Genomic DNA, 15,676 nt, shown 5'->3' with positions numbered 1-15,676 from the left:
GCATCATTTGCTCTTCCGGAACAAATGCCCAGGAAATCCGGGAAACGCCCAATAAGGAGATGGTTGAATGAAGCGTCGTGATTTTTTGAAAGTGTCCGCGATCGGCGCCGCAGGCGCGGCTGTGGCTTCGCCCGCGATCGCGCAATCGTCGCCTGAAATCAAATGGCGCATGACGTCGAGTTTCCCGAAATCGCTCGATACGCTTTACGGCGGCTCTGATTATTTTGTGAAACAGGTTGCCGAAATGACCGACAACAAGTTTCAGATCCAGCTTTTTGCCGCCGGTGAAATCGTGCCGGGCCTGCAGGCGCTTGACGCGGCCTCCAACGCCACTGTCGAAATGTGCCACACCGCGGCGTATTATTATGTCGGCAAGGATCCGACGTTTGCGATCTACGCTTCGGTGCCGTTCGGCCTCAATGCGCGCCAGCAGAATTCCTGGTGGTACCAGGGCGGCGGCATGGAGCTCGGCAACGAGTTCTTCAAGAAGTTCGGCGTGATCGGATTTCACTGCGGCAATACCGGCACCCAGATGGGCGGCTGGTTTCGCAAGGAGATCAAGACGGTTGCCGATCTCTCCGGCCTGAAGTTCCGCATCGGCGGCATTGCCGGCCAGGTGCTGCAGAAGGTCGGCGTGGTGCCGCAGCAGATTGCCGGCGGCGACATTTACCCCGCGCTTGAGAAGGGAACGATCGACGCCGCCGAATGGGTCGGCCCCTATGACGACGAGAAGCTCGGTTTTCAGAAGGTCGCCAAGTATTATTACTATCCCGGTTTCTGGGAGGGCGGAACCGCGGTGCACGCGTTCTGCAATCTCGACAAGTGGAATACCCTGCCGAAGACCTACCAGGCCATCGTCGCCAACGCGGCGGCGAATGCCAATAGCTGGATGGCGGCGCGCTATGACATGCAGAATCCCGGGGCCTTGAAACGGCTGGTGGCTGGCGGCACCCAGCTTCGCCCCTTCACCAACGACGTGCTGGACGCCTGCCTGAAGGCGACCAACGAATTGTGGGCGGAGATTTCGGCGAAGAACGCCGACTTCAAGAAGTCGATCGACGCGATGCAGGCCTACCGTTCCGATCAGTATCTGTGGTGGCAGGTGGCCGAATATACCTTCGACAGCTTCATGATCCGCTCGCGCACCCGCGGCTGATCCGCAAGCTTCGAAGCTACGCCTTAAGTAGCAGAAATGAGCCCGGTCCCCCGCGCGGGAGCCGGGCTTTTTCGTCGCGGTACCCCAGTTCGGCATGGAAATCCCGGATCGGATGTTCCATGCTGTAGACAAGCCTCAAGACGAAGGCTGACCGCCAAACAAGACATCACCAAAGGGAGAGAAATCCATGAAACGTCGTGACTTCATCAAGGCCACCGGCGTCGGCGTCGCCGGGGCAACCATTGCCGCGCCCGCGATCGCGCAATCCATGCCTGAAATCAAATGGCGCATGACCTGCAGCTGGCCCAAATCCCTTGATACGCTGTATGGCGGCGCGGCAGAGTTGGCTAAAGCCGTTGCCGATGCGACCGACAACAAATTCCAGATCCAGGTGTTCGCCGCCGGCGAAATCGTTCCTGCCCTGCAAGTCGTCGATGCCGTGCAGAACGGCACCGTCGAGATGGGGCATACCGCGTCCTATTATTATTTCGGTAAGGACCCGACCTTCGGCTTCGGGACATCGATCGCATTCGGCCCCAATTCGCGGGCCAACCAGGGCTGGTACACGCTGGGTGGTGGCAAGGAAGTGCTCAACGAGTTCTACAAGAACTACAACATGGTCTCCTTCCTCGCAGGCCAGACCACCTGCCAGATGGGCGGCTGGTTCCGCAAGGAGATCAACACGCTCGATGATCTCCAGGGCCTCAAATTCCGGATCGGCGGGTTCCCGGGACGGGTCTTGCAGAAACTTGGCGTGGTGCCGCAGCAAATCGCTGCCGGCGACATCTATCCGGCGCTGGAGAAGGGCACCATCGATGCCGCCGAGTGGGTTGGCCCCTATGACGACGAGAAACTCGGCCTCTACAAGGTAGCACCGCACTACTATTATCCCGGCTGGTGGGAAGGCGGCTCGATGCTTCTGGCTTTCGTCAACCAGGACAAGTGGAACGCATTGCCGAAGAACTATCAGGCGATCCTCGAGCAGGCCGGTCATTACGCCAACACCTGGATGACGGCCAAATACGACATGGTCAATCCGCCCGCGCTCAAGCGCTTGCTCGCCGGCGGCACCAAGCTGCACGGCTTCTCGCCCGCAATCATGGAGGCATGTTTCAAGGCAGCGAAGGAGCTGCACGACGAAATTTCATCGACAAATGCCAGCTTCAAAAAGGTCTACGAGTCCCTGAACAACTTTACCAATCCCGCCTATCAGTGGTTCCAGGTCGCCGAGCTGAGCTACGATTCGTTTATGGCTCGCCACCTGCGCGGCTGATAGACACCTTCTCGCGAAAGAGCCCCGGAGTATTGCTCCGGGGCTTTTTTATTTCGTCATTATTTGAACGGCGCCGTTACTTGAATTTCGGAGGCTCGCCGAAATCGAGCGGCGGAAGCTCGATCTGCGGAATGTCGATCCTGATCTTGCTCGGATCGACCTCCGAAGGCTTGTCGAGCAGTGCGGTGACCGTGATCGGAAACGCAATCACCAGCGCGACCATGATGGCCTGCAATCCCACCCAGGGCAGGGCACCCCAATAAATGTCGGAACTCTTGACCTCCTTGGGCGCGACGCCGCGCAGGTAGAACAGCGCAAAGCCAAACGGCGGATGCATGAACGAAGTCTGCATGTTCACGCACAGCATGACCCCGAACCAGATCAACGCGTAGTCGGGGCCGACAACCGGCGCCAGGATTTTCTGCGCGATCGGCGCGATCATCGGCAGGATGATGAAGGCGATCTCGAAGAAATCCAGAAAGAACGCCAGGAAGAAGATGAACAGGTTGATGAAGATCAGGAAGCCCCAGACCCCGCCGGGCAGCGAGGTCAGCATGTGCTCCAGCCAGACGCCGCCGGAGACGCCGAGGAACACCACCGAGAAACAGGTCGAGCCGATCAGGATGAACACCACCATGGTGGTGATGCGCATGGTGGTCTCGTAGCCCTGTTTGATCAGGCCACGCAGTTCGGGAATGCGCACGGCCTCGACGCAAATCCAGACTACCGCAAAATAAGTGACGGCAAAGGCGAGCTTGAAGATCAGCCCTTCGGTCAAAAAGATTCCGACCATGGTGCCGAGGCCGCAGGCGATCACGCCGATGATCAGTAGCTTGCGCCCGGTGGAGCTGAAATCCTTGCTGTGGATCGCGGCGAGCACGATGGCGCCGACCGCCCCCATGGCGCCGGCTTCGGTCGGCGTGGCCAGACCGAGCATCATGGTGCCGAGCACGACAAAGATCAGCACCGCCGAAGGGATGATGCCGAGCAGGCATTTTCGCCACAGCGCCCAGCCGGTCAGCGTGCGCGCGTCGATCGGCACCGGCGGCACATGGTCGGGCTTGAAGATGCCGAGCAGGAAGGTGTAGCCGGCGAACAGCGCGATCTGAAACACCGACGGTCCCCAGGCGCCGAGATACATGTCGCCGACCGACTTGCCGAGCTGGTCGGCCAGCACGATCAGCACCAGCGACGGCGGCACCAATTGGGTGATGGTGCCGGATGCCGCCAAGACACCGGTGATATAGCGGATGTTGTAGCCGTAGCGCATCATCACCGGCATCGAGATCAAGGCCATGGCGATGACCTGCGCCGCCACCGTGCCGGTGATGGCGCCAAGAATGAAGCCGACGATGATCACCGAATAGCCGAGCCCGCCGCGGATCGGCCCGAACAACTGGCCCATCGAATCCAGCATGTCTTCGGCGAGCCCGCAGCGCTCGAGGACCGCGCCCATGAAGGTGAAAAACGGAATCGCGAGCAACAGGTCGTTGGAAAGCACGCTGCCGAAGATCCGGCCCGGAATCGCCTGCAGGAAGTTGAGGTCGAAGAAGCCGAGATTGATGGCGAGGAAGCCGAACGAAAGCCCGACCGCGGCCAGCGTGAAGGCCACCGGGAAGCCGATCAGCATGGACACAATCAGCCCGCTGAACATCAGCGGTGGCATCATTTCCAGCGTAATCATTGCGTCGGCCTCTCGTATTTCGCATCGATCGTCACCAGATTCTGCAGCGCTGCGATGCGCTTGATGACCTCCGATACGCCCTGCAACGCAAGCATCACGAAGCCCGCCGGTATCACGAATTTGATCGGCCAGCGGATCAGCCCGCCGGCATTGCCGGAATACTCATTGACGGCATAGGCCTGATGGAAGAACGGCCACGACAGATAGGACAGCAGCAGACAGGCCGGAATCAGGAAGAACAGCGTGCCGATCAGATCGAGCCACAGCTGGCCGCGCTCGCTGAGGAACAGATAAAAGATCTCGACCCGGACGTGCTCGTTGCGCTTGAAGGTGTAGGAGGCGCCGAACATCACCAGGATGGCGAACATGTACCACTGCAGTTCAAGCCAGCCGTTCGAGCTGTAACCGAAGGCGTAGCGGATCATGGCGTTGCCGGCGCTGACGATGCACGCGGCCAGCACCAGGAAATTGCAGATGTAGCCGATCTTTTCGTTGATCAGGTCGATCGCGGAGCTAAACACCAACAATGGACGCATCGTGTTCCCCCCGGCGCCCGCCATCCAGGCATGCCGATTGTTGCAACGAACATTGCATTGTTATCGCCGCTGCGCGTTGCAGCGCGGCGATTCCACAGCTTGATTTCGGCGGCGATTGCAACGATTGAGTCTCCCCCCGGATTCACGCCCGTTTTTCCGTTGCCGTTGCGGCAACATTGGCTTTTTCAGCCGTGGGTGCGCGAAGCGACCGGCACCATTTCAGCGCGCCGTGGCGGCGTCAATTGGAAAATGGGCAAATCAGGCGCCGGAATCTTCAGCCGCCGGTGACGCTCATGTGGCGGCTGACGCTCGGGCGATTGTGGCGGCGGTCGATGATGAAGTCGTGCCCCTTCGGCTTCAGCCCGATGGCGCGGTCGATCGCCGCACCGAGCAGGCCGTCGTCGGCGGACGCCCGCAGCGGCTTGCGCAAATCGGAGGCATCCTCGTGGCCGAGGCAGGTATGCAGCGTGCCGGTACAGGTGATGCGCACCCGGTTGCAGGACTCGCAGAAATTATGGGTCATCGGCGTGATGAAGCCGAGCTTGCCGCCGGTCTCGCTGACGCGAACGTAGCGGGCAGGGCCGCCGGTGTCGTCGTCGAGGTCGGTCAAGGTGTATTGCTGGGCAAGACGGGCGCGAAGCAGCGACAGCGGCGCGTACTGGTCGATCCGCCCTTCGCCGATGTCGCCCATCGGCATCACTTCGATCAGCGTCAGCGCCATGCCCTTGCCGTGCGCCCATTCCATCAGCGACGGAATCTCTTCATCGTTGGTGTTCTTGAGCGCGACCGCGTTGATCTTGACGGCGAGACCCGCCGATCGGGCCGCCTCGATGCCGGCCAGAACCTTGTCGAGATCGCCCCAGCGGGTGATGGCGCGGAACTTCGCCGGATCGAGCGTGTCCAGCGATACGTTGACGCGGCGTACGCCGTAGCCGCGCAACTCGCCGGCAAAGCGCGCCAGTTGCGAGCCGTTGGTGGTCAGCGTCAGTTCATCGAGCGCGGCGGTGCCGAGATGACGCGACAGCGAGCGCACCAGCGACATCACATTGCGCCGGACCAGCGGTTCGCCGCCGGTCAGCCGCAGCTTTCGCACGCCCTTGGCGATGAATGCCGAACACAGCCGGTCGAGCTCTTCAAGCGTGAGCAGATCGGCCTTGGGCAGAAACGTCATGTCCTCGGACATGCAATAGAAGCAGCGCAGGTCGCAGCGGTCCGTGACCGATACCCGCAGATAGCTGATGGTCCGGCCAAACGGGTCGGTCATCGGCTTGAGCTGCAATTCGGTTGAATTCAACAAAGCTCCGGTCATTCATTCACGCCTGGTCGGTGCAGCGTTGCCATGACGGACATGGCACTGTTCCGCAAGCACAATCTATGCATGAAGCGATGCGCGCACAATCCGCGACGGCTCTGGTGCAGTGCAAGCGAACAGCGAACAGCGAACAGGAGGGGGCGCGGCCGCCAGACCAATCGCAACGGCTCGACGCTGATCGCTCCGATCAGCGTGGCGGCGGCGAGGACGGCGGCGCTTGCGTCGGGTCGGGGAACGCCGATCCCGCAGGCGGCGGCCCTCCGGCAGCCTTGGGGGGCTTCGGCCTTTTGGGTTTCATCATCTTCCGCGCCGCTTTCGGCGGCGGGCCGGCCGGCTGAAGTTCCGCGGCCACCGGATTGGGATCGGTTGTGGTCGAGCCGGAATTGGTGAAATCGCCGGGGATGCGGACCACCTGGACCGGGACCGTAACCGGCTGGAACCTGGGAAGCGTAAAGGTGACCGAGAAGCCGCTGTCGGGAGCGGTGACCGGGACGGAGCATGGTGTCTTGCAACCCGGCCCCACGGAGGTGCGGGCATCGGCTCCGGGCGGCGTCGATTCGAGCTGGACCTGGATCGGTGGCGGCGTCGGCTTGAAGGCGTCCCAGGAAAACGAGGCACAGCCGGCCAGGCTGAATCCCGCTACGGCAATCACGATGACACGACGCATGACCAATCACTCTGATGCGGCAAACTGCCACAATCCCACGCCGACCATAAGAGCGTCGGCACAGCGGCGCAACCATACCGGCCCAGATCGTTAAGTGATGGTTAACGTTAGGATTGAGGTTCCGATAAATATACAAGTTTAATCAATGCCTTAAGTTCCGTTTCGGAGAAGCATCAGAGCTTCCACCGCCGCGGGCAAATCGCGCATGTGATTGATCAGCCGATCCGGCTGGAGATCGGCGATCGGAACCTCGGTATACCCGAATTCCACGCCGATGACGGGAACGCCGGCGCGGCGGGCCACGCCGATATCCGGACCGGCGTCGCCGACCATGATGGCGGACGAAAGCTGGCCGCCGGCGCGCGCCACGGTCTGTCTCAGGATGGCCGGATCGGGCTTCGAAACGCCGAACGTATCCGCACCGCAGATTGCGGAAAATCGGGCGCTCAATCCAAGCTGGTCGAGCAGCAGCTTCGACAGCCATTCGAGCTTGTTGGTGCACACCGCAAGGCGGTAGCCGCGCGCACCGAGATCGTCGAGCGCGCCCTCCAGCCCCTCGAACGGTCGCGAAGCATCGGCGATATGCGCCGCGTAGTAATCGATGAAGTCGCCGGTGAGCCGGGTGACGTCCTCGAAACCCATGGTGCGGCCTTCCAGCTCCAGGCCGCGCTCGATCAGCTTTCGGGCGCCGGCGCCGATCATGTTGCGCGCCGAAAGCAGCGGGACCGGGGGCAGGCCCTCGCGGTCGAGCACAAAGTTGAGGGCGTTGATCAGGTCCGGCGCGGTATCCACCAGGGTGCCGTCGAGATCGAATACAATGGTGCGGGCAGCGGTCATCGAAAACCGCTATCGGGCCGCGCGCAATCATGCAAGTAGCAGGCACGCAGGCAGGAGATCGCAGGCTCCTGCCAGATCCGAAAAGGTGGGCAGCAATCATGCGCAAACTCGCCGGCAAGACGGCATTCGTGACCGGTGGGGCCAGCGGCATCGGGCTCGCGCTTGGCCGGGCGTTCGCGCAAGCCGGCATGAAGGTGATGCTGGCCGATATCGAGACCGAGGCGCTCGCCGCCGCCGTCAAAAGCCTGCACAATCTCGGGCCCGACGTGCGCGGCGTACCCTGTGACGTTGCCGATCCCGTCAGCGTCGAGCGTGCGGCCGCCGCGTCGTTCCAGGCGTTCGGAAACGTCCATGTGGTTTGCAACAACGCCGGTGTCGCCGGCGGCGGCGGCATCGACACCATCTCGCTCGATAGCTGGCGATGGGTGCTCGACGTCAATCTGATGGGAGTGCTTCACGGCATCCGCACCTTCCTGCCGCATATCCGCGCCCACGGTGAAGGCGGCCACATCGTCAACACCGCATCGATGGCGGGGATGGATAGCGGGCTAGGATTCAGCTCCTACGTCGCGAGCAAGTTCGCGGTGGTCGGCATGTCGGAGGGGCTCGCGACGCAACTCAAGCCGCTGGGCATCGGGGTGACGGTGCTCTGCCCCGGCTATGTTCGCACCCGCATCGGCGAGAGCGGCCGCAACCGGCCGGAGCGATACGGGGCGGCGCCGACGCTGGACCCCGCCAGCCCGGCCGGCGCCGTGGTGGCCCGGATCGCCGAACTCCTGAAGGCTGGGCTCGACCCGTCGGAGGTCGCAGCAAGGGTCCTTGCCGCGATTCGCGAGGACGAACTCTACGTGTTTACACATCCGGAAATGCGCGCCGAACTGGAGCAGCGGTTTGCCGCCATCCGGGCGGCGATGGACAAGGCGGAGGGGCGCGGGTAGTCCGAAAGTCGGCTCCCGATCGCGGTCGACCCGATGCATGGCGCTGTTACTCCCGGTCAAACGACGCTAGACATGCCCGCCAGACAAGATATTTCCGCCGGAAACCTCCGGTCGCGTGATCGGCGGCGGTTAACGAGGCTTCATTTTGCAAGCGACGATGGACCAACTGAAACGGCAAGCGGCGGCCCGCGCACTCGAATCTGTGCGGGACGGCATGAAGCTCGGCCTCGGCACCGGTTCGACCGCGCAACATTTTGTCGAACTTCTGGGCGAGCGGGTTGCCGCCGGGCTCGATGTCGTCGGCGTGCCGACATCGGAAGCGACCCGTGCCGATGCGGCACGCTGCGGCATTCCGCTGACCACGCTCGATGATATCGACCGGCTGGATTTGACCGTCGATGGCGCCGACGAAATCGATCCGGCTCTCAATGTCATCAAGGGCGGCGGCGGCGCGCTGCTGCGCGAAAAGATCGTTGCAGCGGCATCGGATCGCATGATCGTGATCGCCGATGATTCCAAATGGGTCGAGGTTCTCGGCCGTTTTCCGCTACCGATAGAAGTCATTCCATTCGGCTTGTCGGCAACGCAACGCGCCATCGGCCGCGCATTTGCCGAATGCGGCGTTTCCGGGCAAATGGTGGTCAGAAAGGGCAGGGACGGTCACGTTTTTGTCACCGATGGCGGCCACTGGATTGTCGATGCCCATCTCGGGCAAATAGCCGATCCGCCGCGCCTGGCGGGTTTGCTGAACCCGATTCCGGGTGTTGTCGAGCATGGGCTGTTCATCGGTCTTGCCAGCACCGCGATGCTGGCAGGCACCAGGGGAATTCGCGTTATTGAACGGCCGTAGCGCCGCAATCGAGGAGAACAGGAATGATGAGCCTTGTGAGAGTGTTGTCGGCCGCGGCGCTGGCGCTGGGACTGGTTGTCGGCGTCGCCCCCGCCGGGGCGCAGCAACAGCCTCCGGCGAAAGAGGCCACGGCGGCCGCAATCGCGGCGGCCAAGGAACTGCTGGCGCTGAAAAATGTCGGCCAGCTTTACGCCAACGCGGTGCCCAATATCGTCCACCAGACCAAGGAAGTTCTGCTGAAGAACAACCTCAACTACCAGAAGGATCTGAACGAAGTCGAAGTGGTCGTCGCCAAGTCGCTTGTCGGCCGCGAGAAGGAAATCGCCGACGGGATGGCGAAGGCCTATGCCGGTGTGTTCACCGAGCAGGAACTGAAGGACATGGTCACATTCTACAAGAGCCCGCTCGGTCAGAAGATGCTTTCGGTGGAACCGATAGCAATCCAGCAGAGCATGGCCTCGATGAATGCGTGGGCGCAGAATTTTGCCGAAGTGGTCAATGCGCAATTCCGCGCCGAGATGCGCAAGCGCGGCAAGGAAATCTGAGCTGGCGAGTAGCGACTGGCGAATGGAAGGCGTGTCGTGCGTTGGGTTTGCCGTTCGCTGTCCGCCATTCGCGTAAGGTAGGGCTGACATGGCTGAGTTCGACGTCGATCTGTTTGTCATCGGAGGAGGTTCGGGAGGCGTGCGCGCCACCCGCATCGCCGCCGGCCATGGCGCCCGGGTCATGATCGCCGAAGAATACCGGATGGGCGGCACCTGCGTGATCCGCGGCTGCGTGCCGAAAAAGCTGTTCGTGCTGGCCTCGCACATCCATCAGGAAATCGAGGATGCCGCGGGTTTCGGCTGGACCATTCCGCCTGTCACGTTCGACTGGCCGACGCTGGTCGCCAACAAGGACAAGGAAATCGCCCGGCTGGAGGGCATCTACACGTCAAACGTGGAAAAGTCCGGCGCGCGTATCGTCAAGACCCGCGCGGTGCTCGAAGACGCCCACACGCTTCGCCTCGCCAATGGCGAGGCCGTGAAGGCGAAATACGTGCTGATCGCCACCGGAAGCGCTCCCAATCATGGCGAGGCGATCCCGGGCATCGAGCATGTGATTTCTTCGAACGAGGTATTTCATCTGCCCGAATTGCCCAAGCGCATCGTGATCCAGGGCGGCGGTTATATCGCGCTGGAATTCGCCGGTATCTTTGCCGGCTTCGGCTGCGACGTGACGGTGATCTATCGCGGCGACAACATCCTGCGCGGCTTCGACGAGGATGTCCGCAGCCATGTGCGCGCCGAGATGGAAAAGGAAGGCATCACCATTCTCACCGGCTGCACGGTGGAGAAGGTCGACAGGCACGGCAAGGAATTCACCTCGCATCTGTCGAACGGCTCGAGCATCGCCTCCGACCGGGTGATGTTCGCGATCGGCCGGCATCCGAATGTCGCCAATCTTGGTTTGGAGAAAGCCGGGGTCGCCATCAATCCGCACAATGGCGGTATCGCGGTCGACGATTTCTCGAAAACGTCGGTGTCGAACATTTACGCGATCGGGGACGTCACCCACCGCATCAACCTGACCCCGGTCGCGATCCGCGAAGGCCATGCGTTCGCCGACACGGTGTTCGGCAAGCGGACGGTGCAGGTCGATCACGCCAACATTCCGACCGCGGTGTTCTCGCAGCCGGAAGTCGGCACCGTCGGCCTGACCGAGAAGCAGGCCCGCGCGCAATTCAGCGATGTCGACATCTACAAGACCGATTTTCGCCCGATCAAGGCGACGATGTCGGGCCGCGACACCCGCATCCTGATGAAGCTGGTGGTCGATGGCACAACCGATCGCGTCGTCGGATGCCACATTGTCGGCGATGCTGCTGCCGAAATCATTCAGGCTGTCGCCGTCGCGGTCAAGATGAAAGCGACCAAGGCCGGTTTCGACGCCACCATCGCGTTGCACCCGACCGCCGCCGAAGAACTGGTCACCATGCGGACGCCGACGGCGCGGTATGTGCGGGACGAAGCGGCGGAGTAGGGCAGTCGAACGCCCCCGATTTGATGCGCGTTACTGCGCGGCGCAGCAAATGCTACTGCGCGGGTTTCGCGCCAGCACTCCGATTGACCGTGCGCAACGTCAGGGCCAGCGGCACCATCACCACGGCGATCACGCCCAGTGCAACAAACACGTCGATATAGGCGAGGAGGGTAGCCTGGGTTTGCACCATCTGATTGACGATCGCCATGCTGGTTCCGGATGAGCTGCCGGTGGCCGCGCGTCCATTCAGATATCCCTGTATGCGGCTCAATGTATCGTTATAGAACGGATTCCAGGAGCCGACATGTTCGACCAGACGGCTCTGATGAAACTGCTCGCGCCGCGCCAGCACGGTCTGGCTCAGCGCCACGCCCATCGATCCGCCGAAATTTCGCGCAAGGTTGATCAGCGCCGAAGCCTGATCGGTCCTGTCGGACGAAATGCCATCGTAGGATGCGGTCGTGATCGGAATGAAGATAAGCGGCAAGCCGATTCCGAGATAGATACGCGACCAGGCGAAGTACCAGTAATCTGCATCAGGGTTGATGCGAAGCAGGTCAACCATCGCGTAACAAGCTATTGCCGCCCCGACGGCGATCAGATATCGCGGCTGAACGAATCCGAGGCGGCCAACCACCACCATCATCACCATCGTCACCGCGCCGCCCGGCGAGATAGCAAGACCAGCGAGCGTGGCGGTGTAGCCGAATTGCTCCTGCAACAACTGCGGCAGGATCTGCGTCGTCGCGATCAGGAGCGCGCCTGTCACCAGCATGATGAGAAAGCAGGTGCCGAACTGGCGTCCGGTCAGCATCTTGATGTCGATGAGAGGCTGCGGCCGATTGAGCTCCCAAGGGATGAACAGCAGCAGCGCGGTGGCAGATATCGCCGCGAACGTCACGATGAAGCCTGAGCCGAACCAGTCGTCGATCTGACCGCGGTCAAGAACGACCTCGAGGCCACCGAGGAAAGTCGCGATCAGCAGAAAACCCACCACGTCAAAATTGACGCCCTTGGCCCAGAGCCGCTCACGCTCTTTTTTCTTCTCCGGTGAACTCGGAACGATCATGTAGATCAGCACCAGCGAGATCAGTCCGACCGGCACGTTGATGAGAAAGCACCAGTGCCAGGACAGGTTGTCGCTCAACCAGCCGCCGAGTGTCGGCCCGACTGCCGGCGCGACGACGACAGCGATGCCGTAGAGCGCAAACCCCTGGCTGCGCTTCGCAGGTGGGAAGGCCGCGGCCAGAATTGATTGTGCCACCGGCGTCATGCCGCCGCCCGCTAGACCCTGGATGACGCGGAAGACCAGCAAGGACTGCAGATTCCACGCGAAACCGCAAAGCAGAGAGCTCGCCGTGAACAACGCAATGCAGACCAGAAAGAAGTTCTTGCGCCCGAACATCTCGGCAATCCAGCCGCTGGCGCACAGGACGATGGAGTTGGCTACCAGGTAGGTGGTAATGACCCAGGAAGCTTCGTCGGCGCTGACGGCAAGGCCGCCCGAGATGTAACGCAGGGCCACGTTGGCGATGGTGGTGTCGAGCACTTCCATGAAGGTCGCGATCGCCACCAGGACGGCAATGATCCAGGGGTTCGCGTCACCATATTCGCCCTTGGCTGCTCCGTCAGGCATTTGCCCACTCAGGGACGGACGGTGACGGTGGGAACGACCGACATGCCCGGTCCCAGTTCAACGTCGGGACGCTGGTTGAAGGTGATCTTCACCGGCACGCGCTGCACCACCTTCACATAATTGCCCGTGGCGTTTTCGGCCGGCAACAGACTGAACGCGGTTCCGCTGCCCGCCTGAACGCTGTTGACCGTGCCGGGGAAGCTGCGGCCACCGAACGCGTCGATTCTGATATCGACGGGCTGACCGACTCGCATGTCGGCCAGTTGCGATTCCTTGAAATTGGCCGTGACCCAGATGTCGAGCGGCACCACGATCATGATCGCCTGCCCAGGCGCCGCCAGGGCGCCGACGGCCGCCGTCAGTTTCGTCACCCGCCCGTCGACGGTGGCGCGCAGCTCCGTTCGCTGCAGATCGGCGTCGGCGCGATCTTTCTGTGCCTTGGACTGATCAAGTTGCGCGGCGGCGCCGACTTTTTGCGCGTTCAGGACATCGATCTGCCGTTCGGCCGACACCTTGGCCGCGGTGGCTGCGTCAAGGGCGGCCTGCTTGCCATTGAAGTCGGATGAGGCCTGTTGCGCGCGCTGAACCGTCCCGGCACCCTTCTGCACAAGGTCCTGGTAGCGGGTGTTTTCGTCGGTTGCGAATTTGAGCGCCGCTGCCGCCTCCGTCACCTGCTGGGTGGCCTGTTCGACCTGGGCTTTCTGCCCCGCGATCTGGGCTTCGACGTTTTTTTCGGTCGCTTCGTTTTGACGGATTTGCGCGTCGGCCTGATCGGCCGCGGCTTTATAGTTTCGTGCGTCGATGGTAGCGAGCAAATCTCCTTTTTTCACGATCTGGTTATCGGTGACATTGACGCTGATGATGCTGCCCGTGACTTGCGGGCTGACCAGCACCGGCCGGCCGTCAATAAAGGCGTCGTCCGTGCTCTCGTAGTGACGGGCGTGAAGATACCAAGCGATGCCTGCGATGACGCCAACCACGATCAAACCAAGGCATACGACCATTGCGATCGGATGCTTTCGGAATGCGCCCTTGATGCCCTTGGGATCCTGCCCCTGCGTTGGATCGGTTTCCGGCGGCTCGCGGTCGATGTTTCGACTTTCAGGCTCTGCCTCTGGATTTGCCGGGGGTTTCTCGGACCTGACGTCTTTGCTCTCTCGCAAGAGAGGATCGGACGTATTTGTAGGCCTCTTCTCCGATGAGCGGCCCCTGCGCGAAGTATCCCCGGATGTCGAGGTGAACGAATCTACATCGGTCGGATCAGCAGAACTCATGCCGCCTCGCTATATTCGCGTCATTTCGATTGCCGGCTTTTGTGCATTGCCGAAGGAGAAACGGACCAGCGACCAACTAGTTCCCGCTTGGTGTCCTGGTTCGTCGGGAGGACGTCTGCCCCATGGCGCTTGGCCAACATCGCTACGGAACCTGGAAGCCGGTCACCCTTCGCCGACGTCGATCACGGCTTCGGCAAAGGCCTGCGGGGCCTCCTGCGGCAGATTGTGCCCGATGCCGCCCGTGATGTTCCGGTGCGAATACTTGCCGGAGAATTTCTTGGCGTAAGCGCTGGAGTCCGGGTGTGGCGCACCGTTGGCATCACCTTCCATGGTGATCGTGGGCACGGTGATAACAGGACTTTCGGTGAGCCGCTTTTCCAGATCGTCATATTTGCGTTCGCCGTCGGCCAGGCCTTGCCGCCAGCGGTAATTGTGAATCACGATCGCAACGTGATCGGGGTTATCGAAAGCCGCTGCGCTGCGATCGAACGTGGCGTCATCGAAATTCCACTTCGGCGACGCAAGCTGCCAGATCAGTCTGGAGAAATCGTGCCGGTATTTGTCATAGCCGGCGCGGCCGCGCTCCGTCGCAAAATAGAATTGGTACCACCATTGCAGTTCGGCGTTTGGCGGCAACGGCATCTTGCCGGATTCTTGACTGCCTATCAGGTAGCCGCTGACGGAGACCAGCGCCCTGCAGCGCTCCGGCCAGAGCGCCGCGACGATGTCGGCCGTCCGCGCGCCCCAGTCGAATCCGGCAAGCGTCGCCTTCTCGATCTTAAGCGCGTCCATCAGCGCAATGGTATCGAGAGCGACCGCCGTTGGCTGACCGTTCCGGAACGTTTCGCCGGAACTAAAGCGTGTCGTGCCATAGCCGCGTACATAGGGGACGATGACCCGGTAGCCCGCGGACGCCAGCAACGGCGCCACATCGACGAAGCTGTAGATGTCGTAGGGCCAGCCGTGCAGCAGAATGGCCACCGGACCATCGGTGGGGCCGGCTTCGGCGTATCCGATATTCAGGACGCCGGCATCGATCTGCTTCAGGGAAGCGAACGAGATGTGTGTCCCTCGCTTGATCTTCGGCAGATCGGCGGATTTGCGGGGCTGGGCGGCCGCCGAAGAACCGCTCATGGCGGACCGGGCGGCCGCAAGAGACGCCGCAGCGACACCAAAAAACCGGCGGCGATCGCGTTTGACTTGTTCCGACATGGTTAGCCTCCCTGGTTTGACGGTTGGACGAAAAGCGAGCCCGTAGTTGTTTGTAGACCGCCAAGCCTACAGCACAGGCCGAAGATGTCGGCATCACGGTCTAGCGAGGAATTAGCGGTGGGTTCTGCGGATGATCAACCCGACGGGAAAATTAGCAGGGGTGTGATATTTTTCCTGTCAACCCCGTTCCGGAAAAATATTCTGATTTTCGGAAAGACCAAATCAGTTCATATCTATCTCGTCCCGCCCCCTCAAGGGGCGCTCGCGATCGTCACGGAC

Annotated in this window: 15 protein-coding genes; 7 read left to right on the top strand and 8 right to left on the bottom strand. The window is 61.6% G+C overall.

Annotated features, from left to right (window positions below):
- Positions 1-67 precede the first annotated feature (67 nt).
- Both E7813_RS07930 and E7813_RS07925 read left to right on the top strand, forming a co-directional pair.
- The gene (locus E7813_RS07930; protein ID WP_291572557.1) at positions 68-1,156 is read left to right on the top strand and encodes a TRAP transporter substrate-binding protein; all 1,089 of its coding nucleotides are present in this window, start codon (positions 68-70) and stop codon (positions 1,154-1,156) included.
- Between the two features lie 187 nt (positions 1,157-1,343).
- A complete protein-coding gene (locus E7813_RS07925) occupies positions 1,344-2,429 on the top strand; it encodes a TRAP transporter substrate-binding protein (protein ID WP_291572556.1) in 1,086 nt (361 codons plus the stop codon).
- Between the two features lie 76 nt (positions 2,430-2,505).
- On the opposite strand, the gene E7813_RS07920 is transcribed toward E7813_RS07925, so the two are convergent.
- Together E7813_RS07920 and E7813_RS07915 are read right to left on the bottom strand one after the other, a co-directional pair.
- Positions 2,506-4,113, bottom strand: coding sequence for a TRAP transporter large permease subunit (locus E7813_RS07920; RefSeq protein ID WP_291572554.1), 1,608 nt, complete (start codon positions 4,111-4,113; stop codon positions 2,506-2,508).
- Positions 4,110-4,649 carry a TRAP transporter small permease subunit gene (locus E7813_RS07915; RefSeq protein WP_291572552.1) on the bottom strand — a complete coding sequence of 180 codons (540 nt, stop codon included), beginning with the start codon at positions 4,647-4,649 and terminating at the stop codon, positions 4,110-4,112. The genes E7813_RS07920 and E7813_RS07915 overlap by 4 nt, the downstream gene beginning before the upstream one ends.
- 30 nt (positions 4,650-4,679) lie before the next feature.
- On the opposite strand from E7813_RS07915, the gene E7813_RS07910 reads away from it, so the two are divergent.
- Positions 4,680-4,937 (top strand): hypothetical protein, encoded by a 258-nt coding sequence (locus tag E7813_RS07910; protein WP_291572550.1) that lies wholly within the window; start codon positions 4,680-4,682, stop codon positions 4,935-4,937.
- Here the strand turns inward: E7813_RS07910 and moaA are convergent.
- The 3 genes from moaA to E7813_RS07895 all read right to left on the bottom strand — a co-directional run bounded on the left by moaA (position 4,924) and on the right by E7813_RS07895 (position 7,465).
- Positions 4,924-5,958, bottom strand: a complete 1,035-nt coding sequence (moaA, locus tag E7813_RS07905) for a GTP 3',8-cyclase MoaA (RefSeq protein WP_291572548.1) — start codon at positions 5,956-5,958, stop codon at positions 4,924-4,926. The two genes, E7813_RS07910 and moaA, sit on opposite strands and share 14 nt — an antisense overlap.
- Before the next feature lie 190 nt (positions 5,959-6,148).
- Positions 6,149-6,628, bottom strand: a complete 480-nt coding sequence (locus E7813_RS07900) for a hypothetical protein (RefSeq protein ID WP_291572546.1) — start codon at positions 6,626-6,628, stop codon at positions 6,149-6,151.
- A 150-nt stretch (positions 6,629-6,778) separates the two neighbouring features.
- Positions 6,779-7,465, bottom strand: coding sequence for an HAD-IA family hydrolase (locus E7813_RS07895; RefSeq protein ID WP_291572545.1), 687 nt, complete (start codon positions 7,463-7,465; stop codon positions 6,779-6,781).
- 98 nt (positions 7,466-7,563) lie between these two features.
- On the opposite strand from E7813_RS07895, the gene E7813_RS07890 reads away from it, so the two are divergent.
- The 4 genes from E7813_RS07890 (at position 7,564) to gor (ending at position 11,275) form a co-directional block, all read left to right on the top strand.
- A complete protein-coding gene (locus E7813_RS07890) occupies positions 7,564-8,403 on the top strand; it encodes an SDR family NAD(P)-dependent oxidoreductase (RefSeq protein WP_291572543.1) in 840 nt (279 codons plus the stop codon).
- Positions 8,404-8,560: 157 nt separating this feature from the next.
- Positions 8,561-9,253, top strand: coding sequence for a ribose-5-phosphate isomerase RpiA (rpiA, locus tag E7813_RS07885; protein WP_291572542.1), 693 nt, complete (start codon positions 8,561-8,563; stop codon positions 9,251-9,253).
- 23 nt (positions 9,254-9,276) lie between these two features.
- A complete protein-coding gene (locus E7813_RS07880) occupies positions 9,277-9,798 on the top strand; it encodes a DUF2059 domain-containing protein (RefSeq protein ID WP_291572540.1) in 522 nt (173 codons plus the stop codon).
- Between the two features lie 88 nt (positions 9,799-9,886).
- Entirely contained in the window at positions 9,887-11,275 is a 1,389-nt protein-coding gene (gene gor / locus E7813_RS07875; protein ID WP_291572538.1) for a glutathione-disulfide reductase, read from the top strand.
- A gap of 52 nt (positions 11,276-11,327) precedes the next feature.
- On the opposite strand, the gene E7813_RS07870 is transcribed toward gor, so the two are convergent.
- The 3 genes from E7813_RS07870 to E7813_RS07860 form a co-directional block, all read right to left on the bottom strand.
- The gene (locus tag E7813_RS07870) at positions 11,328-12,911 is read right to left on the bottom strand and encodes a DHA2 family efflux MFS transporter permease subunit (RefSeq protein ID WP_291572536.1); all 1,584 of its coding nucleotides are present in this window, start codon (positions 12,909-12,911) and stop codon (positions 11,328-11,330) included.
- Positions 12,912-12,919: 8 nt separating this feature from the next.
- Entirely contained in the window at positions 12,920-13,915 is a 996-nt protein-coding gene (locus tag E7813_RS07865; RefSeq protein WP_291572534.1) for an HlyD family secretion protein, read from the bottom strand.
- A 432-nt stretch (positions 13,916-14,347) separates the two neighbouring features.
- Entirely contained in the window at positions 14,348-15,397 is a 1,050-nt protein-coding gene (locus tag E7813_RS07860; protein ID WP_291572532.1) for an alpha/beta hydrolase, read from the bottom strand.
- Between the last annotated feature and the right edge of the window lie 279 nt (positions 15,398-15,676).

This window comes from Bradyrhizobium sp. (genome assembly GCF_004799405.1).
GTDB lineage: Bacteria > Pseudomonadota > Alphaproteobacteria > Rhizobiales > Xanthobacteraceae > Bradyrhizobium.
Note: the sequence above shows the minus strand (reverse complement) of the source record. Positions and strands in the feature narration are given on the sequence as shown.